This is a genomic window from Bacillus sp. GS3m_15504 (genome assembly GCF_055825275.1).
Genome location: NZ_JBVVNL010000001.1, coordinates 2,271,806 through 2,297,770, shown reverse-complemented (window position 1 = coordinate 2,297,770; position 25,965 = coordinate 2,271,806). Strand labels below are relative to the sequence as shown.

Annotated in this window: 25 protein-coding genes and 6 pseudogenes; 26 read left to right on the top strand and 5 right to left on the bottom strand. The window is 33.8% G+C overall.

All coding sequences use genetic code 11. The features are described 5' to 3' along the window. Positions 1–307: 307 nt before the first annotated feature. Positions 308–637: pseudogene (locus tag AC0L0O_RS12085) on the top strand (hypothetical protein); the annotation flags it as partial. Between the two features lie 54 nt (positions 638–691). Here the strand turns inward: AC0L0O_RS12085 and AC0L0O_RS12080 are convergent. Further along, positions 692–814 (bottom strand): annotated as a pseudogene (locus AC0L0O_RS12080) (YolD-like family protein); the annotation flags it as partial. On the opposite strand from AC0L0O_RS12080, the pseudogene AC0L0O_RS12075 reads away from it, so the two are divergent. The 9 genes and pseudogenes from AC0L0O_RS12075 to AC0L0O_RS12035 form a co-directional block, all read left to right on the top strand. Continuing rightward, positions 814–996 (top strand): annotated as a pseudogene (locus AC0L0O_RS12075) (Gfo/Idh/MocA family oxidoreductase); the annotation flags it as partial. The pseudogenes AC0L0O_RS12080 and AC0L0O_RS12075 overlap by 1 nt on opposite strands. A 138-nt stretch (positions 997–1,134) precedes the next feature. Continuing rightward, a pseudogene (locus AC0L0O_RS12070) lies at positions 1,135–1,261 on the top strand (M4 family metallopeptidase); the annotation flags it as partial. A 576-nt stretch (positions 1,262–1,837) separates the two neighbouring features. Then, positions 1,838–3,037 (top strand): FAD/NAD(P)-binding oxidoreductase, encoded by a 1,200-nt coding sequence (locus AC0L0O_RS12065; RefSeq protein WP_000857331.1) that lies wholly within the window; start codon positions 1,838–1,840, stop codon positions 3,035–3,037. 66 nt (positions 3,038–3,103) lie between these two features. Beyond that, on the top strand, positions 3,104–4,540 hold the full coding sequence (locus tag AC0L0O_RS12060; protein WP_000925308.1) for an MBL fold metallo-hydrolase: 1,437 nt from the start codon (positions 3,104–3,106) through the stop codon (positions 4,538–4,540). A gap of 107 nt (positions 4,541–4,647) precedes the next feature. Next, positions 4,648–4,887 (top strand): annotated as a pseudogene (locus AC0L0O_RS12055) (metallophosphoesterase); the annotation flags it as partial. A gap of 209 nt (positions 4,888–5,096) precedes the next feature. Beyond that, the gene (locus tag AC0L0O_RS12050; protein WP_000548621.1) at positions 5,097–5,348 is read left to right on the top strand and encodes a hypothetical protein; all 252 of its coding nucleotides are present in this window, start codon (positions 5,097–5,099) and stop codon (positions 5,346–5,348) included. A 184-nt stretch (positions 5,349–5,532) separates the two neighbouring features. Beyond that, positions 5,533–6,258: an ABC transporter ATP-binding protein gene (locus tag AC0L0O_RS12045; protein WP_134189159.1), complete on the top strand. Its 726-nt coding sequence runs from the start codon at positions 5,533–5,535 to the stop codon at positions 6,256–6,258. Continuing rightward, positions 6,255–7,274, top strand: a complete 1,020-nt coding sequence (locus AC0L0O_RS12040) for an ABC transporter permease (protein ID WP_428888796.1) — start codon at positions 6,255–6,257, stop codon at positions 7,272–7,274. The genes AC0L0O_RS12045 and AC0L0O_RS12040 overlap by 4 nt, the downstream gene beginning before the upstream one ends. A gap of 24 nt (positions 7,275–7,298) precedes the next feature. Beyond that, positions 7,299–7,952, top strand: a complete 654-nt coding sequence (locus tag AC0L0O_RS12035) for a TetR/AcrR family transcriptional regulator (RefSeq protein WP_000711168.1) — start codon at positions 7,299–7,301, stop codon at positions 7,950–7,952. Between the two features lie 121 nt (positions 7,953–8,073). On the opposite strand, the gene AC0L0O_RS12030 is transcribed toward AC0L0O_RS12035, so the two are convergent. Further along, on the bottom strand, positions 8,074–8,373 hold the full coding sequence (locus AC0L0O_RS12030; protein ID WP_000728162.1) for a WGxxGxxG family protein: 300 nt from the start codon (positions 8,371–8,373) through the stop codon (positions 8,074–8,076). 232 nt (positions 8,374–8,605) lie between these two features. Between AC0L0O_RS12030 and AC0L0O_RS12025 the strand changes: the two genes are divergently transcribed. From AC0L0O_RS12025 to AC0L0O_RS11965, 13 genes are all read left to right on the top strand, one after another. Further along, positions 8,606–9,574: a YbgA family protein gene (locus AC0L0O_RS12025; RefSeq protein ID WP_001248630.1), complete on the top strand. Its 969-nt coding sequence runs from the start codon at positions 8,606–8,608 to the stop codon at positions 9,572–9,574. Positions 9,575–9,790: 216 nt separating this feature from the next. Further along, the gene (locus AC0L0O_RS12020) at positions 9,791–10,936 is read left to right on the top strand and encodes an acyl-CoA dehydrogenase (protein ID WP_000397269.1); all 1,146 of its coding nucleotides are present in this window, start codon (positions 9,791–9,793) and stop codon (positions 10,934–10,936) included. A 15-nt stretch (positions 10,937–10,951) separates the two neighbouring features. Beyond that, complete coding sequence (locus tag AC0L0O_RS12015) at positions 10,952–12,289, top strand: acetyl-CoA carboxylase biotin carboxylase subunit (protein WP_473785762.1); 1,338 nt, start codon at positions 10,952–10,954, stop codon at positions 12,287–12,289. A 26-nt stretch (positions 12,290–12,315) separates the two neighbouring features. Further along, entirely contained in the window at positions 12,316–12,531 is a 216-nt protein-coding gene (locus AC0L0O_RS12010) for an acetyl-CoA carboxylase biotin carboxyl carrier protein subunit (protein ID WP_001985297.1), read from the top strand. 21 nt (positions 12,532–12,552) lie between these two features. Next, positions 12,553–13,464, top strand: a complete 912-nt coding sequence (gene mvaB / locus AC0L0O_RS12005) for a hydroxymethylglutaryl-CoA lyase (protein ID WP_000775424.1) — start codon at positions 12,553–12,555, stop codon at positions 13,462–13,464. A gap of 4 nt (positions 13,465–13,468) precedes the next feature. After that, positions 13,469–14,257 (top strand): enoyl-CoA hydratase, encoded by a 789-nt coding sequence (locus AC0L0O_RS12000; RefSeq protein ID WP_000939785.1) that lies wholly within the window; start codon positions 13,469–13,471, stop codon positions 14,255–14,257. Between the two features lie 2 nt (positions 14,258–14,259). Then, a complete protein-coding gene (locus tag AC0L0O_RS11995) occupies positions 14,260–15,801 on the top strand; it encodes an acyl-CoA carboxylase subunit beta (protein ID WP_473785761.1) in 1,542 nt (513 codons plus the stop codon). 49 nt (positions 15,802–15,850) lie between these two features. After that, positions 15,851–17,791, top strand: a complete 1,941-nt coding sequence (locus tag AC0L0O_RS11990; protein ID WP_000806491.1) for an AMP-binding protein — start codon at positions 15,851–15,853, stop codon at positions 17,789–17,791. A gap of 169 nt (positions 17,792–17,960) precedes the next feature. Continuing rightward, positions 17,961–18,290, top strand: a complete 330-nt coding sequence (exsK, locus tag AC0L0O_RS11985) for an exosporium protein ExsK (protein ID WP_000535710.1) — start codon at positions 17,961–17,963, stop codon at positions 18,288–18,290. A 120-nt stretch (positions 18,291–18,410) separates the two neighbouring features. Further along, positions 18,411–18,953 (top strand): GNAT family N-acetyltransferase, encoded by a 543-nt coding sequence (locus tag AC0L0O_RS11980; protein ID WP_002036363.1) that lies wholly within the window; start codon positions 18,411–18,413, stop codon positions 18,951–18,953. Positions 18,954–19,021: 68 nt separating this feature from the next. Beyond that, the gene (locus AC0L0O_RS11975; protein ID WP_088125846.1) at positions 19,022–19,564 is read left to right on the top strand and encodes a nucleoside/nucleotide kinase family protein; all 543 of its coding nucleotides are present in this window, start codon (positions 19,022–19,024) and stop codon (positions 19,562–19,564) included. Then, a complete protein-coding gene (locus AC0L0O_RS11970; protein ID WP_428888800.1) occupies positions 19,557–20,297 on the top strand; it encodes an alpha/beta hydrolase in 741 nt (246 codons plus the stop codon). Before AC0L0O_RS11975 ends, AC0L0O_RS11970 begins: the two co-directional genes overlap by 8 nt. A gap of 2 nt (positions 20,298–20,299) precedes the next feature. Continuing rightward, positions 20,300–20,758, top strand: a complete 459-nt coding sequence (locus AC0L0O_RS11965) for a DinB family protein (RefSeq protein WP_000288267.1) — start codon at positions 20,300–20,302, stop codon at positions 20,756–20,758. Positions 20,759–20,816: 58 nt separating this feature from the next. On the opposite strand, the gene AC0L0O_RS11960 is transcribed toward AC0L0O_RS11965, so the two are convergent. From AC0L0O_RS11960 to AC0L0O_RS11950, 3 genes are all read right to left on the bottom strand, one after another. Beyond that, complete coding sequence (locus AC0L0O_RS11960) at positions 20,817–21,833, bottom strand: D-alanyl-D-alanine carboxypeptidase family protein (protein WP_375361060.1); 1,017 nt, start codon at positions 21,831–21,833, stop codon at positions 20,817–20,819. A 181-nt stretch (positions 21,834–22,014) separates the two neighbouring features. Further along, a complete protein-coding gene (locus tag AC0L0O_RS11955; protein WP_001243299.1) occupies positions 22,015–23,172 on the bottom strand; it encodes a sensor histidine kinase in 1,158 nt (385 codons plus the stop codon). After that, entirely contained in the window at positions 23,162–23,857 is a 696-nt protein-coding gene (locus AC0L0O_RS11950) for a response regulator transcription factor (protein ID WP_428888802.1), read from the bottom strand. Before AC0L0O_RS11950 ends, AC0L0O_RS11955 begins: the two co-directional genes overlap by 11 nt. 191 nt (positions 23,858–24,048) lie before the next feature. Here AC0L0O_RS11950 and yqeK point away from each other — a divergent pair, with 191 nt between their 5' ends. From yqeK to mtnN, 3 genes and pseudogenes are all read left to right on the top strand, one after another. After that, a complete protein-coding gene (gene yqeK / locus AC0L0O_RS11945) occupies positions 24,049–24,657 on the top strand; it encodes a bis(5'-nucleosyl)-tetraphosphatase (symmetrical) YqeK (RefSeq protein WP_000965869.1) in 609 nt (202 codons plus the stop codon). A 12-nt stretch (positions 24,658–24,669) separates the two neighbouring features. Beyond that, positions 24,670–25,231 (top strand): annotated as a pseudogene (locus AC0L0O_RS11940) (DUF3885 domain-containing protein). Beyond that, the gene (gene mtnN, locus AC0L0O_RS11935) at positions 25,228–25,965 is read left to right on the top strand and encodes a 5'-methylthioadenosine/S-adenosylhomocysteine nucleosidase (RefSeq protein WP_000218299.1); all 738 of its coding nucleotides are present in this window, start codon (positions 25,228–25,230) and stop codon (positions 25,963–25,965) included. The pseudogene AC0L0O_RS11940 and the gene mtnN overlap by 4 nt, the downstream one beginning before the upstream one ends.

Genomic DNA, 25,965 nt, shown 5'->3' with positions numbered 1-25,965 from the left:
GAATTCTTTTGGGGAATACGTTGAAATTTAGAAAGTATCTTTATTCAATTATCCTAATTGTGTAATGTGCGGTTAGATTGTTCGTTTATTTGATTCTATTTATTCCCACACCTTCTTGTGTTGTGGTTGAGTTGTAGAAGCAAGTTACGTCTTGTTTCAATTGTGAAAGGGCTTCTTTGAGTCGATTAGTGTATATATAGCTTATTTCGCTATGCACATTGTTAATCGACTTGAAGAAGCCTTTTTTGTACTGTTTTCAAGTTCGCAGGCTGGATTATGAATCTTAACAAATTACAAGAAAGAGGAGATATTTGTCATGGTTATGGCATTAATTACAAAGAATGGTCAATGGATGAAGTGGGCAACCGGAAGTATGATTTTCTCATTTATTAGTATGATGTTTATGAGACTAAGTGTGTATTTCCTGTTCAGTTCTGATGTATTTTCGTTTATGAAAATCTTTACAGATTTTTTAGACCTGTTTAAAGGAACAGCACTCATTTTCACATCATTTATGTTAACCACGGGTATTCGTCTAAGAAGAATGCATGAGAGTACGAAACAGCCTGAGTATTACCGTTGGTCCAACCGTGTTATAACGGGCTCTTGTTTGCTGTGTGTATTCTTTCTTATCTGATTCCCTTGCATTTTATATTCTCCTTTATAATACTCCAAAGATAATCACCTAAATCTATTTTACGTCTATTATATTAGGAAATTGTATTGTCATCTTATTATAGAAAGCATCAGTACATATGATAGAGCTATGTAATGGATCTATATTGATAACGGTCATATAGTTGGTGAGTAAATAAAAAGAATAGCGCTTTTAGGAGAACTTCGTTTACTTGGCGAGATGATTTTCAAAGTAATAAAACTAGTGGGGCCTTGGGAGATTTGGGAATCCATCTAATAGACTTATTATGGTTTTTGTTCGAGAGTGATTTTAGAAAGGCTACCGTTCGTACTAAAATTAAAATAAATGTTATGGAAGAATTATTTCAGTTCAGGTTTCAATAGAACTTAGTTATTAGGAGCGCCTGAAAAGAAAACAGATATGAGTAAAATAATCTCTTCAAAATATCTAAGAGCATGTTTTGACCTGAAATATTATTTTAACTTTATTTTATAGAAACTCATTCTAGCGATTTTAAATAAGCTCGTACTGCTTTATTAAAAATCTGCGGCTGATTATGATGGCTATGATAGTGTAACGTATAAAGCCATAGAAAATGCTTGGAATCAGGTTGGTGTAAAATAATTTAATTTAGCTACTATAGGCTAAGAATTTTAGCTATTAAAACTGAAAAAAGAACACACTTGTATAATGATATGCTCCTCATTAGGTAGACAGATAAAAAGTAAAAATCTGTTTATCTAAGGGGAGTATTTTTTAAGGGCAGAATAAAATATTCTAAAGCTAAAAAATTGTTGGTTTTAACTTTTTATAAAGATGGTTATCATTCAATAGTTGACGTTACGGCAAAGTTTTCTGTTAATTCTGGAGCGATTAGAGCCTGGAAAATAAGCTATGAAGTGAATGGTGAAGACGGCTTAGAAGAAGTACTTTCTTGGAAAAAGGGGATAAAGATAGATTTGAGCGTAGAGAGAAATTGTCATTAAAGTAAGATAGGACAAAGACTAGCATTGAGAAATATAAAAGATGGAAGTAACATAGGGGAATTACGCATAAAGTAAGATTGACGATTAAATTAACAAAATTTTCATTTTAATCAAATAAATACATGGTGTTTTTAACTTATAATAATGTTACTACGATGAAAATACGGCTACTAATTAATTATTTTAAAAATCAATTTTAGATAGGAAGAGGATAATGAAGACCAGAGATAGTTATAAAATTGTTGTAATTGGTGCTGGGACTGCTGGAATATCTTCTACTGCACATTTGTTACGAAATGTACCCCTATTGAAAGAAAGTATTGCAATTATTGATCCATCAAAAAAACATTACTTTCAACCACTATGGAGTTTAGTAGGGGGAGGAATTGTATCAAAGGAAAGCACGATACGTGATCAAGAATTGCTTATTCCAAAAGGGGCAACATGGATCCCTAAAAGTGTTGTTAAGTTGTTTCCGGATGAAAATAAGCTACTTTTAGATGATGGACTGCTGCTTGAGTATGAAATTCTTATTGTAGCAGCCGGTATACAAATAAATTGGGACGGTATTAAAGGTTTAAAAGAGTCTATTGGAACTAACGGGGTTTGTAGCAATTACTCTTATAAATATGTTGATTCTACTTGGAGAGAAATTGAAAAATTTAAAGGAGGAAATGCGGTTTTTACCCACCCAAATACTCCTATTAAATGCGGTGGTGCTCCACAAAAGATTATGTATTTAGCAGAAGAGTATTTTTCTAATAACGGTGTAAGAAACAAAAGTGAAGTAATGTTTTATACTGCGAATGCTAACATATTTCAGGTTCCACGATATGCTAATACATTAGAACAAGTACTAGAAAGAAAGCAAATTATAACGAATTATAATAAAAACTTAGTAGAAATTATTGCCGAAAAGAGAGAAGCAATTTTTGAAGATACGCAAACACTGAAAAGAGAAACCGTACCATACAGTATGATCCATGTTGTTCCACCAATGGGGCCACCTAATTTTATTAAAGAGAGTGAAATAAGTGATTCTCAGGGCTGGGTAGATATAAAACCTTATACTTTGCAACATGTACAGTATAAGAATATTTTCGGACTCGGAGATTGTACCAATTTACCCACCTCTAAAACTGGAGCGGCAATTCGAAAACAAATACCTGTATTAAAACAAAATATTATGGACGTACTTAACGGAAGAGACTTGCATGCTAAATATGATGGATATACATCGTGCCCCATTGTTACAGGTTATAAAAGTCTTATACTCGCTGAATTTAACTATGAACATGAGCCTCAAGAAACATTTCCGTTTAATCAAGCGAAAGAACGATATAGTATGTTTTTACTTAAAAGATATATGTTGCCCTATATGTATTGGAACTTTATGTTGAAAGGGATCCTATAGGAGAATATAGAAAGCGGTTACAAATGTTGAAAAGTAATTTGAAATAACTATTTGGAGGGTATAGCTATGCTTTTAAAATATTTTTATGATGAAAAATTAGCACATGCTTCCTATTTAGTCGGTTGTCAGAAGGAAGGTGTAGCAATTGTAATTGATCCAGGTCGCTATATAGAACAATATATAGAATTTGCTAAGAAAGAGGGGATGGAAGTAATTGCTGCGGCTGAAACTCACATTCATGCAGATTTTCTTTCTGGATCTAGAGAACTTTCTACTCTTTATCATGCCAATTTATATGTATCTGATGTAGGTGATTGTAATTGGAAATATCAATATCTTAACGAAGGTCAATACAATTTGGTTAGAGAGGGCACAGAGTTTAAAGTAGGTCATATAAAATTTAATGTAATTCACACACCAGGGCATACACCTGAAAGTATTTCTTTTTTAGTAACTGATACAAGTCAAAATAACTATACGAATGATAAGCCAATAGGAATATTCACAGGTGATTTTATATTTGTTGGAGATATAGGAAGACCCGATTTATTAGAAACTGCTGTAGGTATGAAAGATACCGCAAAAATAGGAGCAAAACAATTATTTGATTCGATACAAAAAATAAAAACACTCCCTGATTATTTGCAAATATGGCCATCACATGGTGCAGGAAGCGCATGTGGAAAAGCATTAGGAGCAATTCCAACTTCTACCTTAGGTTATGAAAAGATGTTCAATTGGGCATTTCAGTGTAATGAAGAAAGTGATTTTATATCGACTTTATTGACGGGGCAGCCAGAGCCTCCAAGGTATTTTTCTTTAATGAAGAATTTAAATAAGTATGGTCCGCCCATTCGTAAGAAAAGAGAGATTTTTGCTATTAAAACAGTAGAGGAACTTCAAGGAGTTATGAGGAGCGTTCAGCAAATAGTTGATATAAGGGATGTAGAGAGTTTTGCTTCTGGTCACATCGAGAAATCAATTAACATACCGTATAACAATTCCTTCACAACCTGGTGTGGATGGTTACTAGATTATAAAACAGAAACTTTAATCATTCTAGATGAGGAAAAGGTTAGAGTGGAGGAGGTTATTAGAGACTTTGAATCTATTGGTCTAGATAATATTATTGCCTTTGCACCCTTACAAGTAATACAAAGACTCGATAGATTTGAAAGTTACAAAGAAAAAACATCGATTGAATTATATCCGCATATAAAGGATGGTAGGGTTAAGGTAATTGATGTACGTAGTAAAAAAGAGTGGGACGAAGGACATCTTCATGATGCAATACATATCCCTTTAGGAAATCTATTGAAGCAGCTAGATTGTATACCAAAGGATTGCCCAATCGTTTTACAATGTCGAACCGGATTACGTTCCGCTATAGCAGCTAGTATTTTACAGAGAGCTGGTATAAAGGAAGTAGTTAATCTAAAGGGAGGATTTCTTGCATGGAATAAAGAAGAGCTTCCTTATACAACTTGTAATCTCAATGTGTAGGGAAATAATTTTTATTAATTTATCTGATAAGGAAAATTACGGATTACATAGGAGTATATCTATAAATAGGAGAAATAGATAATTTATTCTATAGATCTAAATTTATTCAGTATTATGCTGATGAGGAAATGGATATAGTTTTATCAGGCCACGCTCAGGGTGGACAATTTAAGTTACTATTTATCAGCAAATTAGTGGCTCTAAATCAAGGTGTTTTACCTAAACATACAGCTGGTTTATATGAAGAACAAAATACGTCTATGGTAGTAAGTAGAGGATTAGGTAATAGTAACATTCCGCAAAGAATTTTTAATAGGCCAGAACTTGTAGTCGTACAGTTAAATTGAACTGTACGACTTTTCTATACAGAAAAAATAGGACATGTGCATTTTATACAAGTTAACATTACAATTTTGTTAAAAATTTTCTACGTTACATAAAGTAACAAAATTTGACCTGAAGAGTTTGTTATAGTGTAAATAATCAAAAAATTAAAAATTAGTCGAGTGAAAAGTGTGATAAGTAATTCATGTAAAAAACTTAAAGGGGTGTACACATGCATAAAGAATATGAAATTGAAGAGTATACGGCGATTGAGGAACAAATACATTATTATTGCAAATGTTTATTAGTAAGCCATCCTGATCAAATTATAAAGTATTTAGAAAAAAGGTTAGAAAAATATGCAGAAACATTACAATATGCACATTTATATCCTGACACAGTTATTTTACCGTTACAGCAATTAGTTATCGAATATTCTTTAGATGTTGCTAGAATTAGGAAATATATGAACTTAAAAACGTAAAGTAAAATATATAATTTAAATGAAACAGAGTCGACTTTAGGAAATGAAATTCTAATGTCGACTCTGTTTCATTGTTTAATATTGTTGACGGAAAATCATACTAATCAATGAAGTTTGACATATAATTACGCAAGAGTAAAATAAAAGTGAGTAATCACTCATTTTGGAAAAGGGGGAAGAATACGTGCAGCAACCTTCCATTATTTTACGGACTGTATCCAAAAGTTTTGGGAAAAAAGAAGTTTTACACAATCTTTCATTACAAGTTAAAAAAGCAGAGATATTTGCCTTAGTTGGGCCTTCAGGTTCAGGGAAAACGACTCTTATTAAATTGATTGCGGGTATTAATGAGGCAACGGAAGGTGAAGTGATTGTTAATCATACTAATATGCCTAATTTAAATGAAATGAAAAGAATTGGTTATATGGCTCAGGCTGATGCATTATACGAAGAATTATCAGCATATGAAAATGCAGATTTTATGGCAACGATGTATGGATTAAAGGGAAAGCATAAAAAAGAAAGAATTGAAGAGGTTTTTGATCTCGTACAATTATCACAACATATGAAAAAACAAGTGCAGCATTTTTCAGGCGGGATGAAGAAGCGTTTATCATTAGCAATAGCCCTTCTTCATGAACCTGAAATATTAATTTTAGATGAACCAACAGTGGGGATAGATCCGCTTCTTAGAAAAACGATCTGGGAAAAATTTTATGCTTTGAAAAAGAAAGGCACAACCATTATTGTAACGACACACATTATGGACGAAGCTGAATTTTGTGAACGCCTAGGGTTAATTAGAGAAGGAAAGCTAGTTGCGACTGGTACAACTGAAGAATTGAAAAAGCGGGTATCATCAGGAAGGATTGAAGATGTCTTTTTGTTGGAAGAGGTGGCTGAATCATGAGAGTAACCGGTGTAATCATTCGTATTATTCGCCAATTTTTTCGAGATAAACGTTCGTTAGCGATGATGTTTGGGGCACCTATGTTATTACTTTGGTTATTGTCGCTAGTGTTTACACAAAAGGACTATGTACCGCATATTGCTGTTGTTGATATGCCCGCTCAGTTAGTAAAAGTGATGAAAAATCAGGAAGCGTCAATTTATGAATATAATAAAGAAAAGGCAATGTCTGAGCTAGAAAATCAAAAGGTAGATGCAGTCATTCGTTTAGAAAATGGAAAAATGAATATTGTATTAGAAGGTAGTGATTCGTCAAAAAATCGTGCTGTACTTCAAATATTACAAAAAAGTACAGAGAAGAACGATATATCGATAATGAAACCTGAAGTGAATTATTTACATGGCTCTAAAGACTTTACAATGTTTGATGGGCTTGGCCCTGTATTGATTGGTTTCTTTACATTTTTCTTTGTATTTATTTTATCAGGGGTGTCTTTCGTAAGAGAACGTTTAAGCGGTACGTTAGAAAGGTTATTATCAACTCCAATTAAAAGATGGGAAATAGTTGTAGGATATATTATTGGTTTTGGGATCTTTGCATTTATACAATCCATTATAATTGTAAGTTTTTCAGTTTATATTTTAGACTTGTATGTAGCTGGCTCTATATGGCTAACGCTACTTATTACATGTATGCTTTCTTTAACGGCATTAACTTTAGGGACATTTTTATCAGCATACGCAAATAATGAATTTCAAATGATTCAGTTTATACCGCTTGTCATTGTGCCACAAATATTCTTTTCTGGTTTGTTTCCAATTGAATCGATGAATAAGTGGCTCCAAATGTTAGGGAAATTATTTCCGCTCACATACGGCGCTGACGCAATGAGACAGGTGATGATTCGAAATCAAGGATTTACAGAGATTGCATTAGATTTAACTGTTTTACTATTTTTCTCAGTATTATTTGCAGTAGGGAATGTATTTGCATTAAAGAAACATCGAAAAATATAATGATGATACAAAGGGGTATTATAGATGAAGAAGGATTGGCTGGAAGAATTAATTGCCGCAACAAATACAGACAAACGAAATGAACGTCAAATGCGTATATTAGAGGCGGCTGTTGATATGTTTGGAGAAAAAGGTTATGCTTCAACTTCAACAAGTGAAATTGCAAAACGGGCTGGTGTAGCGGAAGGAACAATCTTCCGCTACTATAAAACGAAAAAAGATTTATTATTAGCAGTTGTCATGCCGACATTAATGAAGTTTGCTGCACCATTTTTCGTACAAGCATTCGCAAAGGAAATATTTAAATCGGAGTATGAATCATATGAAGGGCTTCTAAGAGTTGTTATTCATAATAGATTTGACTTTGCAAAAAAGCATTTTCCAATGATAAAAATATTAATTCAAGAAGTGCCATTTCACCCGGAACTGAAAAATGAAATACAACAGTTAGTTGAAACAGAATTACTTTTACATTTTAAAAAGTTGATTGAAAAGTTTCAAGAAAAAGGGGAAATTATTGAAATGCCCCCAGCTACTGTTTTACGACTTACTTTATCAGCTGTATTAGGTTTATTATTAACACGGTTTTTATTATTGCCTGAAGAAAAATGGGATGATGAAACTGAAATTGAAAATACGATTCAGTTTATATTGTACGGATTAACGCCACGAAATTAATCGTCGAAGTATGAATTACATATGTTACATTTAAGTAAAATAATAAATCGCCTTTAAAAAGGCGATTTATATTTGTTATATTTTTGATAAATAAGTACTTGTTTACTAAAAACATTCTAAATTAACGTACTTCTTTGTCTCTTCTTCTAAGACCTAATAATCCTGCTAGTCCTAATAAACCGAGCCAAGCCCAATTATTATTTCTATCACGATTATCATTTAAATCATTTGTTGTATTTACATTTCGAGTTCTTACATCATTATTAACTCTGTCTAAGTTATTGTCATTCACTCGAGTTGAAATATCAGTGTTATTAACTCTATTCATATTAGTTCCATCGTATTCAGCATGGGCAGATGTACCTAAAAACATAATAGAAAGTGCTAAAACACTTACAATAGATGATAATTTTTTCTTCATAACGCTCCCTCCTTTCTTACATATTAATTTCTCCAGAGCATGTGTGTATTATTCGTTTCACAGTTTCTAAACCGTCATTATAAAGGACACATTTATAGAAAATAGAGTTGAATGATTGCTAATATATTATTGGCTATATATTTATCATAAAATTAAATGCATCAAACTTTGCTTAAAATGTTAATATTAGTACAATTTATATTATACGGACTAGCATTAAGGAGGTAATGAAATGCGACAATTTGCAAAACCTACAATCGTTGTAAGTAAATGTTTAGAGTTTGATGCTTGTCGTTATAATGGAGAGATGATTCCGGATGTAACTATACGAAATTTGCAGCCATTTGTTACATTTATACCTGTTTGTCCAGAAGTCGAGATTGGATTGGGGACTCCTCGTGAAACGATACGCATTGTAGAAGAAAAAGGGGTGAATAAACTTGTGCAACCGTCTACAAGAGAAGACCTCACTGAAAAAATGGAGCAATTTTCAAATGAATTTTTACAAACGTTATCAGATGTGGATGGTTTTATTTTAAAAAATCGTTCGCCAAGTTGTGGTACGCGTGATGTGAAAATTTATTCTGGTTTTGAAAAAGCACCAGCAAAAGGGAAAGGACCAGGCTTATTTGGTGGTGCAGTAGTAAAAAAATTTTCGCATCTTCCAATTGAAGAAGAAGGCAGATTGTCGAATTTTATTATTAGAGAGCATTTCTTTACAAGGTTATTTACAATCGCATATTACAAGATGATTAAACGTAATAAAAATATGAAAGACCTCGTATCGTTTCAGTCGGATAATAAATATTTATTTATGGCATATAATCAGGTGAAACAAAAGGAATTAGGGCGTATTATTGCAAATCAAAAAAATGAAACGATCGAAGTTGTATTTGAAAACTATGAGAAGACTTTATATGAATTATTTATGCGCACACCCCGCTATACATCAAATGTAAATGTATGTGAGCATATTTTTGGATACTTTAAAACAAAGCTGAAAAAACAAGAAAAAGATCATTTTTTAAATTTAATACAAAAGTATATAGAAAAGAAAATTCCGCTTAGTAGCTTACTTGCAATTTTAAAATCATGGGCTCTTCGATTTGATGAAAAGTATTTATTAAGACAAACATATTTCGAACCATATCCTGAAGCTTTAGTAGAGATTTCAGATTCAGGTAAAGGTAGAGATTATTAAACATAAAATTACATAATTCGACAAGAAAACTCCTATGTTGTTGTAGAACAATGTAGGAATTTTTTTGTGCATTAGTACAGAATCTGTTTTAAAATTAAATTATGACAGAATTATAACAATTATCTAACTAATGTTCTTGTCTTTTCATTCGTAATGTTTGTAGTAGAAACTCGCACGCTGTCGAAACTCAATATTCGATAAGGGGTGTGTAGCGGAATGGAATTTACTCTAACTCGCGAAAAACAAATGATTAAAGAAATGGTACGTGACTTTGCTGAAAAGGAAATCGCACCGAAAGCTGTGTATTATGACAAAACTGCAGAGTTTCCATATGAAACATTTCAAAAAATGGGCGAACTAGGATTATTAGGCATCCCATTCCCAGAAGAGTATGGAGGTTCAGGTGGCGATACAGTATCGTACGCGTTAGCAGTTGAAGAAATTGGTCGTGCTTGTGGTGGAACAGGATTAAGTTACGCTGCAACAATTTCATTAGGTGCTTCTCCAATTTATTATTTCGGTACAGAAGAACAAAAACAGAAATATTTAGTTCCAATGGCATCAGGCAAAACTTTAGGTGCTTTCGGATTAACTGAGCCGAATGCTGGATCTGATGCAGGTGGTACACAAACAAAAGCTATATTAGATGGAGACGAGTATGTTATTAGTGGTGAGAAGTGTTGGATTACAAATGCTGAGTATGCAAATACAATTATTGTAACCGCTGTCAACGGTATTGAAGAGAATGGTAGAAAACGTATTTCTGCATTTATCGTACCGACTACTAGTGAAGGGTTAACGATTTCAAGCCCTTACGATAAGATGGGCGTACGTGCTTCTAATACTTGTGAAATCGTACTTGATGGTGTACGTGTACCAAAAGAAAATATTCTTGGTGATGTAAATAAAGGATTTAAACAATTCTTATATACACTTGATGGAGGACGTATTTCAATCGCAGCATTAGCTGTTGGTATTGCACAATCTGCATTTGAACGTGCATTGCAATATGCGAAAGAACGTCAACAATTTGGAAAGGCAATTTCTAATTTCCAAGCGATTCAATTTAAATTAGCTGATATGGCGACTGAAGTAGAGCTAGCACGTAATTTAGTACATAAAGCAGCTTGGTTAAAAGATAACGATAAACCTTTCGGTAAAGAAGCGGCTATGGCAAAACTTTTCGCATCTGAGGCTGCTAGTCGTATTGCAAATCAAGCGGTACAAATTCACGGTGGATACGGCTATATGCGTGAATATGAAGTAGAACGACATATTCGTGATGCAAAACTATTAGAAATTGGTGAAGGAACTTCTGAAATTCAACGTCTCGTAATTGCTAGACATTTAGGATGTAGATAAAAAGGAGGAATCACTATGTTTCAAAAAATATTAATTGCTAATCGCGGGGAAATCGCAGTTCGTATTATGAAAACTTGTCAAAAACTTGGCATTCGTACTGTTGCTATTTATTCTGAGGCAGATGAAAATGCCTTACATGTAAAAATGGCAAATGAAGCTTACTTAGTGGGTGGGCCGCGTGTCCAAGAAAGCTATTTAAACCTTGAAAAAATAATTGAAATAGCGAAGAAGACAAATGCCGAAGCAATCCATCCGGGATATGGATTATTATCTGAGAATCCATCTTTTCCAATACGTTGTAAAGAAGAAGGAATCGTATTTATCGGTCCATCAGAAGAAATCATTACGAAGATGGGGAGTAAAATCGAATCACGTATTGCAATGCAAGCTGCAGATGTCCCAGTAGTTCCAGGTATTACTACAAATATTGAAACTGCTGAAGAAGCGATTGAAATTGCGAAACAAATTGGTTATCCATTAATGTTGAAGGCATCCGCAGGAGGCGGAGGCATTGGAATGCAGTTGATGGAAACTGAGCAAACGCTCACCAAAGCATTTGAAAGCAACAAAACAAGAGCACAAAACTTCTTCGGTAACGGAGAAATGTATTTAGAGCGCTATATAGCAGACGCGCATCATATTGAAATTCAGCTTTTAGCAGATACACATGGTAACACAGTGTATTTATGGGAGCGTGAATGTTCAGTACAACGCCGAAATCAGAAAGTGATTGAAGAAGCACCTTCACCATTTTTAGATGAAGATACACGAAAAGCGATGGGTGAAGTTGCTGTACAAGCTGCTAAAGCCCTAGGTTATACAAATGCTGGTACAGTTGAGTTTCTTGTAGATGAGCAGAAGAACTTCTATTTCTTAGAGATGAATACGAGATTACAAGTAGAGCATCCAGTGACAGAAGAAATTACGGGTTTAGATCTTGTAGAACAACAACTTTTAATTGCATATGGTGAGAAATTATCGTTTACACAAGATGATATAAAACGTAGTGGTCATGCCATTGAGGCACGTATTTATGCAGAAGATCCGAAAACTTTCTTCCCATCACCTGGGAAAATTACAGATTTAACGCTTCCAACAAACGTACGTATTGATCACTTTTTGGAGAATCAAGTAACGATTACACCTTTCTATGATCCAATGATTGCGAAAGTCATTGCTCATGGTGAGACTCGTGAAGAAGCAATTTCAAAATTACATGATGCTTTAGAAGAATTAAAAGTAGAAGGTATTAAAACAAACACGTCAATGCTACTGCAAGTATTGGAAGATGATGTGTTCAAAAGTGGTATTTATACAACGGGTTTTGTAACGAAACAACTTGTTAAAAAATAAGATTTAAAAATACTAAGGGGGAAAAAATGATGACGAAAGTATATGCATCGATGGCAGGAAATGTATGGAAGATTGTTGTAGGAGTAGGAGATACAGTAGAGGAAGAGCAGGATGTCGTCATTTTGGAATCTATGAAAATGGAAATTCCAATCGTTTCAGAAGAAGCTGGCACAGTTATGAAAATTAATGTGCAAGAAGGCGATTTTGTAAATGAAGGAGATGTATTACTAGAAATTGAATAGGGAGATATAGGGGGAAGCGAATTGAAACTACCTAATTTTGCTGTCATTAAAGAAGTCGGGCCACGTGATGGCTTACAGAATGAAAAAAAGATTGTTGGCACAAAAGATAAAGTAAAATGGATTCAACTACTTACAGAGGCGGGATTATCGTACGTTGAAGTTTCCTCATTCGTTCACCCTAAATGGGTCCCTGCATTGGCAGATGCAAATGATGTGTTTTCAGAGCTGAAAAGGGACCCAAATGTTACATATGCAGCGCTTGTTCCAAATCAAAATGGTTTGGAACGAGCTTTTTTGCAAAATGTAGATGAGGTGAATGTTTTTTTATCAGCAAGTGAATCTCATAATAAAAGTAATATTAATAAATCCATTAAAGAAGCATTAGTTGTAATTGAAGATATAACAAAACAGGCATTATTCGAAGGCAAAAAAGTAAGAGGCTATGTGTCTACTGTATTTGGATGTCCTTATGAAGGGGATATAAGTGCCATAGCAGTTGACGAATTATGTGATCAACTATTTTCATATGGCATTTATGAAGTGTCTCTTGGCGACACAATCGGAGTAGCGAATCCGTTACAAGTAGAGCGAGTATTAGAGCATTTATTAAAGAAATATGATGCTTCGCAGTTTGCAATGCACTTCCATAATACGTACGGAATGGCTCTTGCGAATGTAGTAAAGTCTTTAGAATATGGCATTACAACATTTGATAGTTCTTGTGGTGGTCTTGGCGGCTGTCCATATGCACCAGGAGCATCAGGAAATGTTGCAACTGATGACTTAGTTCATATGCTCCATAAGTTAGGGGTCCAAACGAATATTGATGAAGAGAAGTTATTAAGAGCGAGTCAATTTATTCAAAGTAAATTAAATATCCAATTACCGAGTCATGTGTATAGAGCGCTTCAACATAAAACGATAAGTAGGTGAGAAGATGCTACAATTACAAAATATTTCAGTTGATTATGCAACACCGCACGTTGTAAAGATTTCATTAAATCGTGAAAGACAAGCAAACTCATTATCTTTAGCGTTATTAGAAGAGTTACAAAACATATTAACTCAAATAAATGAAGAGGCAAATACTCGTGTAGTTATTTTAACAGGTGCTGGTGAAAAAGCGTTTTGTGCTGGTGCTGATTTAAAAGAACGTGCTGGCATGAATGAAGAACAAGTTCGCCATGCTGTTAGTATGATTCGCACTACTATGGAAATGGTTGAACAATTACCACAGCCAGTTATTGCTGCTATAAATGGCATCGCACTTGGTGGTGGTACGGAATTAAGTTTAGCTTGTGATTTTAGAATTGCGGCTGAATCTGCAAGTCTTGGTCTTACTGAAACTACACTTGCAATTATACCAGGAGCAGGTGGTACGCAGCGTTTGCCAAGATTAATTGGTGTTGGTAGAGCGAAAGAATTAATTTATACAGGAAGACGTATTTCGGCACAAGAAGCGAAAGAATATGGTCTAGTAGAATTTGTTGTACCAGCTCATTTACTTGAAGAAAAAGCGATTGAAATAGCAGAGAAAATTGCTAGTAATGGTCCCATTGCTGTTCGATTAGCGAAAGAAGCAATTTCAAACGGTATTCAAGTTGATTTACATACCGGATTACAAATGGAAAAACAAGCGTATGAAGGTGTAATCCATACGAAAGATAGATTAGAAGGATTACAGGCATTCAAGGAAAAACGCACACCAATGTATAAGGGGGAGTAAATATGATAGACCAAAAACAACAATCGAATACATTTGAAGAACGAGTTGAAACGATTAAACAAGGCGGCGCACCAAAATATCATGAACAAAATAAAGCGAAAGGTAAACTATTCGTTCGAGATCGCTTAGCTCTTTTATTTGATAATGGTGAATATGTAGAAGATGCATTATTTGCAAATTGTGAAGAAACGGGATTACCTGCTGATGGTGTTATAACGGCAACGGGAAAAATACATGGTCGTACTGCATGCGTAATGGCAAATGATTCTACGGTAAAGGCTGGATCATGGGGCGCACGTACAGTTGAAAAGATTTTACGTATTCAAGAAACGGCAGAAAAATTACGTGTTCCGTTATTTTATTTAGTTGACTCTGCTGGGGCGCGTATTACGGATCAAGTTGAAATGTTCCCAGGGCGCCGCGGTGCAGGAAGAATCTTCTATAATCAAGTGAAATTATCAGGTAAAGTTCCGCAAGTATGTTTATTATTTGGACCTTCTGCAGCTGGTGGCGCATATATTCCAGCCTTTTGTGACGTTGTTATGATGGTAGAAGGGAATGCTTCTATGTATTTAGGATCTCCTCGTATGGCTGAGATGGTTATCGGTGAAAAGGTAACTTTAGAAGAGATGGGCGGAGCTCGTATGCATTGCTCTATATCAGGATGTGGAGATGTTTTATGTAAAACAGAAGAAGATGCGATTACACAAGCAAGACAATACATTTCATATTTTCCAAACAACTACTTAGAAAAGACTCCATTGGTTACACCTCAAGAACCGAAACAATTCGATAAAACGTTAGAACAAATCATTCCAGAAAATCAAAATGCTCCTTTCAATATGAAAAATCTTATTAATAGAGTTATTGATGAAGGTTCTTTCTACGAAGTGAAAAAATTATTTGCTCAAGAACTCATTACAGGTTTAGCACGTATTGATGGTAAGCCAGTAGGTATTATTGCAAATCAACCGCGAATGAAAGGCGGTGTATTATTCCACGATTCAGCTGATAAAGCAGCAAAGTTTATAAATTTATGCGATGCATATCATATTCCGTTATTATTCCTTGCAGATGTACCTGGATTTATGATTGGTACAAAAGTGGAACGTGCTGGTATTATTCGTCACGGTGCAAAAATGATTTCTGCAATGAGTGAAGCAACTGTACCGAAAATTTCTATTGTTGTTCGTAAAGCATATGGTGCTGGTTTATATGCGATGGCAGGTCCAGCCTTTGAACCAGATTGCTGCCTAGCATTACCGACAGCTTCTATTGCGGTAATGGGTCCAGAAGCCGCGGTCAATGCTGTATATGCAAATAAGATTGCAGCTTTACCTGAAGAAGAGCGTGATAGCTTCATTGCTGAAAAACGAGAAGAGTATAAGAAAGATATTGATATTTACCATTTAGCATCAGAGATGGTCATTGATGGTATTGTTCATCCAAACAATTTAAGAGAAGAGTTAAAAGGACGATTCGAAATGTATATGAGTAAATATCAAGTATTTACGGATCGTAAACATCCTGTTTATCCAGTTTAAAAGCCCTATTTAGGGCTTTCTTGCTCAAAAAGTTAAGGAGGGGAAAACATTGAAACAAGCAGTTTGGTTTCCAACAGAAGAGTATAAAGAAAAAACACGCTTATATGGTTGGATGAAATCATTGGGGTATGAAGATTATGAAACGTTTTATAATAAATCTATTGAAGAAACAGCTTGGTTTTGGGGAGAAGCTGAGAAAGCGGTTGGCTATCAATGGATGAAACCTTATACAGAAGTGTTAGACCTGCAAAATGGTACGCCGTTTGCACAGTGGTATAATGGCGGAACATGTAACGTTGTAGAATCAGTGTTATCACGCTGGCTTGCAGATGATGAAACAAGAACGCAACCAGCACTTCAGTATGAAGGAGAAAATGGAACTTCAAAATCATTTACATATGAAGAACTTGATAGCTGGGTAAGTCGCGTTGCAAATGGTTTGAAACATGCGGGTATTGAAAAAGGCGACCGAGTAACAATTTATATGCCAATGATTCCAGAAACAGTTGTTGCGATGCTAGCTGTAATGAAAATCGGAGCAATTATTTCACCAATATTCTCAGGATTTGCGTCTGATGCAGTCATGACACGCGTGCAAGCAGCAGGATCAAAGATGATCATTACTGCAGATGGTTTTTCACGCCGAGGTAAGATTGTTTCATTAAAAGATGAAGTAGATAAAGCTTGTGAGCATTGTCCAACTGTTGAAAAAGTCGTTATCGTGCGCCACGCAGGAAATGATTTTACACCGCATGATTATGATTTCTCATGGAGTACGTTAGAAAAAGAAAAGCCATTTGTACATGCTGAAGAAATGCATAGTGACGATCCGTTAATGCTCATTTATACATCAGGTACAACTGGAAAACCGAAAGGGACCGTACACACTCATGCTGGTTTCCCTTTGAAAGCAGCATTTGATGCAGGGTTTGGGATGAATATAAAACAAGGCGACCGTGTATTATGGGTAACTGATATGGGCTGGATGATGGGACCATTTTTACTATTTGGCTCTCTCATTAATGGAGCAACGATGGTTATGTATGAAGGTGTTCCGGACTTCCCAGAAGCAGATCGTTTATGGGAGACAGTTGATAAATATGAAATTACACATCTCGGTATATCACCAACATTAATTCGTGCGTTAATGGCAAAAGGTGATGAGTATGTAAATAAACATTCGCTTAAGAGTTTAGAAGTATTTGCCTCAACAGGCGAGCCTTGGAATCCAGATCCTTGGATGTGGCTATTTGAAACGGTTGGAAAAAGTAATGTGCCAATTTGTAACTATTCAGGCGGAACTGAAATTTCAGGTGGGATTTTCGGGAACGTCCTTATTAAACCAATTGCACCGATTAGCTTTAATGCTTCTTTACCAGGGATGGCGGCGGTTGTGCTCGATGATCAAGGTAATCCAATTCGCGATGAAGTTGGAGAATTATGTTTAGAGAAACCTTGGGTTGGTATGACGAAAAGTTTCTGGGAAGACGATGAGCGTTACGTGAACACATATTGGTCACGTTTTGAAAATAAATGGGTTCATGGTGACTGGGTGGTTTATGATGGTGAGCAATATATTATTACAGGACGCTCAGATGATACGCTAAACATTGCTGGAAAACGCATTGGACCTGCTGAATATGAATCTATTCTTGTGAAGCATAATGATGTCATAGAAGCTGCCGCGATTGGTGTACCAGATGATGTAAAAGGTGAAGTTTGTCATTGTTTTGTAGTATTAAGAGATAATGTAACATTTACAGGAGAATTAAAGAAAGAATTAATGAGTTTAGTAAACTCTCATATTGGAAAAGCATTATGTCCAAAAGATATTCACGTTGTAGAAGATTTACCGAAAACGCGTAATTCTAAAGTAATGCGACGTGTCATTAAAGCTGCTTATCTAGGGAAAGAATTAGGTGATTTATCATCACTTGTAAACCCTGAAGTAGTGCCATTTATTCAGGGATTGCAGTCTAGTAAATTATAAAATTAAGGCATGTATAATGTGAACTGACCTCTAATAATTAGAGGTCAGTTTTTATGTATACAGAATAGTTTAGTACATGTGTTTGTTTTTTCTTTTCTATGTTTTTGCCTCGTACACTTTGAAGCTAGTGGACATACTATATTAATAGAAATGACTAGGGGGTGAGATTTTGGGATCTCGTTATAGTAATTCTAGAAAAAAGTGTTCATGTAAACAGTGTTCAGGCAAACAGGATGATTGTTGGGATGTTTTTGAAGAGTGTAAAAAAGAACATGAAGAGCAAAATAAGGCATGTGACTGTTGCTGTGTACAAGGAATTAGAGATGAGCTGAGAAAGTTAGTAAACAGATCAGTGCGTATTACAACAGGAAGTAATAATTATGCAGGAACTGTTTCTTCAGTTACTTGTGATGTTGTAAAGCTTGCTAATAGTGCTGGGGTAGTTACAGTAATTATTTCAGTTTGTAAAATTGAAGCGATTGAACCACTGTTAACATAAGAAACATGGCATAATGGGGCTATGTTTTTTGTAAAGCCATTCTTATGAATGGCTTTATTTTCATTTCGTATAAAAGGAGAATATATTCTATATATAGAAATAAGTTTGAGTAAATATAGAATGGTGTATGAAAGGAGAATGAAGTTGATTAAATTAGAACCCTTCAAACGATCCGATTTCAAACAATTAATAAACTGGATTGATTCCGAAGGTTTTTTAATACAATGGTCAGGAAATGCATTTACATATCCCCTACATGAACAACAATTAGAAAAATATATAGAAAGTGAAAATACACTTGCATTCAAAGTAATAGATGAAGAGACTAAAGAAGTAATTGGTCATATTTCACTTGGGCAAATAGACCATATAAATAAATCTGCAAGGATTGGTAAAGTACTAGTTGGTGATACGAGAATGAGAGGACGTTCCATAGGGAAGCATATGATGAAAGCAGTACTTCATATTGCATTTGATGAATTAAAACTACATAGAGTAACGCTTGGTGTTTATGATTTTAATACATCGGCTATTTCATGTTACGAAAAAATAGGATTTGTAAAAGAAGGCTTATTAAGAGAGTCGAAAAAAGTAGGGGAGACATATTGGAATTTATGGGAAATGAGTATGTTAGAATATGAATGGGGCGATAAAAAACAATAGTTGTTTATAATTATGTTATGTCGATTAAAAGGGGTATGGTGGGAATTTATGAATAAAAAAAAACGAAAATTATTACAATTGCAGCTGTTTCAGGAGGAGGTAAAACTACTGTTACAGAAAGATTAACTCATAAATTAATGAATTCAAAAGCACTATATTTTGATAGATATAACTTTGATAACTGTCCTACTGATATTTGTAAATGGATTGATGATGGAGCCAATTATGATGAATGGGTACTCACACCATTAATTAAGGATATTCAGCATCTTATACGAGATAGTAATGTAGATTATATTATTGTAGATTATCCTTTTGCATACTTAAATAGTGAAATGCGACAATTCATTGATGTAACTATATTTATCGATACGCCTTTAGATATTGCAATGGCTAGAAGAATTTTGCGAGATTTTAAAGAAGATACAATAAGTGAAATACATAATGATTTAGAGCATTATATAAACTATGCTAGAAAAGCCTATTTGGAGGCACTTCATACTGTAAAGCCAAATTCAGATATTGTGTTGGATGGAGCATTATCTGTAGATCAAATAATTAATCAAATTGAAGAAGAACTTTATCGGAGAGAAGTGATCGCCAATGGTTAAAAGTATAGAAAAATATGTACAAGTTGATGATTTTAAAATGTATTCAAAAGTATTTCAAGGAAAGAAGTTGCAGCCAGTTATTATAATGGAAGCAGGTTATGGTGATTATTCAAAGGCATGGGACCTTATTGCTGAAGAATTGACGGAATATGGGACGGTACTCACATATGATCGAGCGGGAGTAGGGAAAAGTGGCAAGAGTTCCAAGCGACGTATTAGTTCTGAAATGATAAAAGATTTGAGAAGTTGTTTAGAGCAATTACAATTGAAACCACCTTATATTTTTGTAGGACATTCTTTTGGTGGTATAAATGCACGTGTATTTGCGAATTTTTATCCCGAAGATATGTCGGGAATCGTTTTGGTTGATGCGACACCGGAAAATTATAAAGAAGATTTTTTGCCAATCATGTCACTGGAATTTCAGGAAGCTTACTATAAACAGTTTGTATATGAAAGTTCTTATGAAGAGTTTATGTTTAGTCTAAGTGAAGCAAATAAACATTGTCAGTCAATGAGAAATATTCCACTTGCCGTATTAGTTGCTGGTAAAAAAGCCTATTATTCGCAAGAAGCACAAATGAAGTGGTTACAATTGCAAGAAGAATTATTACGCTTATCAAACAATCATACATTTGTAATTGCAGAACAAAGTGGTCACTATATTCAAAAAGATGAGCCTCATTATATTATAGATGCTGTTAAATGGATAATTGAGGTAGAGGAGAGATAAAAGTGTATACTTTATTTCAATACAATTGGCAAGTGAGAGATGATTGGTTTAAGTGGTGTGAGCAACTTTCAAAGGAAGAATTACTCCGTAAGCGTATTGGTGGTGTTGGAAGTATTTTAGAAACATTATTTCATATTGTAGATGTTGAGTATAGCTGGATTAATGCCCTTCAAGAAAAAGAAGATTGTGCACCGCAGTTTAAAGAGTATCAATCTATCCAAAAAGTGAAAGCGTTATCTGGTTTATATAAAAGAGAATTAGAAGATTTTTTACAAGTATGGTCAGCTAACTTAGAATGTAAAATATTAAAAGCTTCGTGGACAGATAAAACATATACATATGGTGAGGTCTTAAGGCACGTAATTGTACATGAAATTCACCATATCGGTCAGTTATCTATATGGGCAAGGGAGTTAAATCTTCAGCCTGTTTCAGCGAATTTAATTGGAAGAGGACTATAGTTTTAAAAAACGGCTTGCACTGTAAATGCAAGCCGTTCTTTATATATAAGAAGATTTCCTAGTTGAAATCCTCGGATTTTTTCTGACGTATATGTAAAAACATTAAAATTGTAATAATAAAGAAAATCAACAATGTTTGTATGATCAAATTTTTAAACTGAAGCAAAATTGCCCAAGAGGTAACAGCATCTTTAAATGCTTGAAGTGCAGAGTATGAGGAGGGATTAAAGCCGTACTGTAGTAATTTTTTTGTTTCAATAAAAGTACTGTTTTCATTATCGGCGTCTAATATTACTGAAATAAGTCTAGTATCTCCTCGTTTTGCTGTACTGACAAAACTATAATTACTATTAGTTGAAAAACTAGTTTGTAAGCCATCAACGCCTTGGAGTTTAATGTTTTTATTTAGGGAATAAATCATTTTATTGGTATTGAAAACTTTGGTATCTTTGAAGGTGAACTGGTAAGAGGTTAGTTTTGTAACGTTCAGTACATCTGGAAAGTCTGTTACTAATCTTGTTGCTAGTTTACCAACTTCAATTGCTGTTGTAGTTGAAAGTTTATTTGTACCGTTATTCATTCCAGTAGCGTTTAGAAACGGAGATGGTTGTGATAACTTTAGTTGTTTTGCTTTTTCATTCATTAACTGAGTGAAATTATCTTCGTTTCCAGCAATGTGTTCTGCAAGGGCAAGTGTGGAACGATTATTCCCTGTCAATAACAATGCATGAAGTAAATCACGAACCGTTGTTTTATCTTTCGAAGTTACTTGTATAGGACTCGTTTCTGCTCGGAAAACTTCGTTACTTATTTTTACTACTTCATCTAACTGTATATTTCCTTTATCCAGTTGTTCTAGTACGATATATTCTGTCATTAATTTAGATAAAGTAGCCGATTGTATAGAAGTTTCTTCATTTTTTTTATAAACAACTTCACCTGAATTGGCATCTATTAAAATAGCTGATTTAGCTTGAATAATGGGACCATTTACATAAAGATAAAAATATAAAACGATAAGAGCGGTAATAACAAAAGATAATAATAAAATTGTGATTTTTTTTAAGAATTGCATAAGCGATCCTCCTATTATGACGTCGATAATAATATTGTAAAAAGGAATACTTAATTAGGAAGAAAGAAAAGGTAAAGAATTTCTAAAGAATTATAAAGGATTATTAAAATTTGGATGTTAATGGAAAATGAAAGATCCAATTTCTTATATCATAAGAAATTGGACCTAAAATTAAGCTGTATTAACATTTATATGGTTGTAGCTTTACAGTGAATGTTGTTTTTTTGTCATCACTATACACTTCAATTGTTCCTTTATGCAACTCTATAATACTTTTTGCAATTGCCAATCCGAGTCCAGATCCACCAGTGTTTGTAGAGCGCGATTTCTCAACGCGATAAAAACGTTCGAAAATATGAGGTAAATCGGTACTTGGAATAGGTTGGCCATAATTGGTTATATCGATTGCGATCATATTATTATTTTCATAAGCAGTAATATCAATATAATCACCATCGTTACCGTAAGCGATAGCGTTAATAATTAGATTTTCAAATACGCGCACTAATTTGTCCCCATCAGCTAATACCATTAACTTCTTTGATGGGAAAAAGGGGCGACAATCAATATTAGCCTCTTGAAGCTGTATTCGAAATTGAACGGTTAATTGTCCAAGAAGTTCTACAATATCAATAGGGACAGAATATAAACTTAATTCTTTATTTTGAACACGTGTATATTCAAACAAATCATTCATTAATGCATTAAGACGAGTTACTTTGTCGTAAATGACTTGTATATAATGCCGTAATTCCACTTCATCTCTATAATTATCATGGTGGATTAAATTTACGTATCCAACTATAGAGGTAAGAGGAGTACGTAAATCATGCGATACATTTGTAATCAGTTCGCTTTTTGCTTGTTCTGCCTGTCTTTCTTCATCAATCGAGACTTTCAATTGTTCAACAATTTGATTAACCCCGCTTGCTAACTCTTCTAGATAATTATGGTTTACGATAGAAACTTTATGATTGAAGTTTCCATTTGCAATATAGCGAATCTCTTCTATCATTTTTTTAATACAAGTTTCATAGTAAAGCTTTCTTTCATGACGATAAAAAATGTATAGGTAGGATGAGAAAATAGAAAATAAAAATAAATAAGAGACAATCATCATCCATAGAGATTCTTTTATTCCTTTATATTTTTCATAACCAAAAATTCTAATGAATTCTTTGCCAAGTTCGCTTAACGTAAGCGAACTCTCGATTACACTCGTAACGAGGCGATATATAATTAATTCAGTAATAGGAGTGAGTGTGATAGCTAATAAGAGCCAAAAAATAAGTTTCCATTTTGGGATATCTTTTAATATATCAAATGCTTCATTTCTCAATTTTATAGCCTACTCCCCAAACAGTATGAATAAATTTTTCTCCATTCATTCCTGTTTCAAGCTTATCTCGTAAATTACTAATGTGGACCATTACAGTTTTATTTGAACCATAACCATCTTCATTCCAAACACGCTCAAATATTTCTTCAGAACTAAATACTCTTCCTGTATTACTCGCAAGTAAATATAAAATATCAAATTCAATAGATGTAAGCTTAATATATTCGCCATTTACTTTCACAGTATGATTATGTTTGTGTATTTCAGCGGAACGAATGCGAATCATACCATCTTCATTTTTGGGAGAAGAAGCATTTTGGAAAGATGATCGTCGAAGCAAAGCTTTCACTCTAGCTACTAATTCTAATGGATTAAATGGTTTAATCATATAATCATCGGCGCCTGTCATAAGTCCTAATATTTTATCCATATCTTCTGCTTTTGCACTCAGCATAAGAATAGGTACAATATTATTTTCACGAACTTCTTGGCAAACTTCTAATCCATTTCGTTTTGGCATCATAATATCCAAAATCATAAGGTCAACTTCATATGTAGAAATCATTTGTAATGCTTCATCACCATCATATGCTTTATAAATGTTATAGCCTTCATTTCGCAAATAAACAGCAAGTAATTCGACAATTTCTTTATCATCATCAATAATTAATATATTTTTATTCATTATGTAGTTCCTTTCCTTACAAATCATTAACATTACTATAATATCAAACATTTATGTACTTGTAGCGATGATTCTGTATAAAATTTCATGTAACGTATTAAAAAAGGGATTACAACATTTATAACGAATACAAATAAAAAGGATATTTAAATACAACGTTATATTGAAAGTTAGGAAGAAGGGGACATACGATGTTATATAAGGATATATATTCATTTACTCCAACTGGAAAGATTGAAACTGATATAAAAGCTTTTCTATTAAAATACAATAAAGAAGTTACATATAAACATTCAATTCGAGTGGCAAATGAGTCTCGTAAAATTGCGGTTATGTATCATGTAAATGAAGAAAAGGCAGCAATTGCGGGATATTTACATGATATTAGTGCAATTTTTCCAAATGAAGTACGGATTACAGTTGCTGAAGAATTTGGAATAGATTTATTAGAAGAAGAACGAAAATTCCCAATGATTATTCATCAAAAACTTTCGAGAGTAATCGCAAAAGAGATATTTAAAGTGCATGATGAAAAGACTTTAAATGCAATTTGTTGCCATACCACACTGCGTAAACATGCAACGAAGATGGATTTAGTGTTATTTGTTGCTGATAAAATAGAATGGGATCAAAATGGGGCACCACCATACTTAGTAGAGGTAAAAAAGGGGTTAGAAAAATCTTTAGAACATGCGGCTTTTGCATATATTTCATATTTGTGGGATAGAAAAGACACGTTGAAAGTTTTACACCCTTGGCTAGAAGATGCATATTGGCAGTTAAAAGAAATTGTAGAGTAGAAAGAATATAAAATACAGTTAAAAGAATATATGAATGAAATATTTACTGGTGTTACATTAGTACCATACAAATAATAAACACTTATTTGAAGATATATTTTTAAAAGAAGATAAAGTGTTTTTAATAGCAAATGTTTATTGGCTTAAAAAGGGAAATGTAAAAAATCCACAGAAAATAAATATATAGTCGATTTATTCAAAAAAGATATTTAAAGTATCATACAAGACAAAAAACAATACTTTTTTATTTGAAGATGAAGAAACTACCTTGTATTGTACATATCAATTTTCATTAAAATATTTCGCTGGTGATATAAAGTATAAAAGATTTATTCAAGCAGCGAATCATGAAGATTTACCAGGTCTTTATCCTAGTTTAGGACGCAAAAAAGAAATTTCTTATCCAGATGTATTTCTCATAAATGCAACAAAAGATATTATCATGTTTATGTATGATGATAGAGGAAGTGAAGTAATTTCGAAGAATAAAGAAACAATACGAAATTTATATGAGAAATATAAAGAGTGGATTCCAGATTATAAAAGAGAAAGCATAGATAAATTATTTAAATGACAGTGAGGGAAGTGAAGTTTGTAATGAAACGTATTGCAATCGTAGCCGCTTGGGAACCTGAACTTACGTATTTGCATCAATCTTATCCAAGTGAACGCATTGAAAAAAGAGCCGCTTGGGAATTTCATTTTCATACTATAAATGATCTGGAAATTATTTCAGTTATAACTGGTGTTGGGAAGGTAAGTTGTGCTAGTTGTGCACAATTATTAATTAGTGAGTTTCAGCCAGATGAGTTGTTTATGACAGGGATATGCGGGAGTTTATCAACTAAGGTGAAAAATGGTCATATTGTAGTGGCACTAAACGCCATACAACACGATGTCACTGCTGCTGGTTCGGGCGAAGATGTTTTTAACTTATATAATGGTAGAACAGCACCTATTGAAACAACAAAATCACTTGTAAGAAGAATAAAAAAAATACGATCTTATGATCTGATTCATTTCGGGACATTTTTATCTGGAGATCAACGTATCCGTAGTTCGGAAATGAGATATTTACTCCATACTGTATATGGGGCATTGGCAGTTGATCAAGAAGTGGCAGCTTTTGCTTATGTATGTCAAATCAATAAAAAACCTTTTTTATGTTTAAAAGCTGCTTCAGATCAAGCAAATGATAAAACGAAAGAGGAACAAAAAATCTTTAAAATGTTAGCATGTGAACGAGCTTGTGAGCATTTAATTGCTTTTTTACGTGTGTATGAGATCAATGTAGTAAATCATAGATAG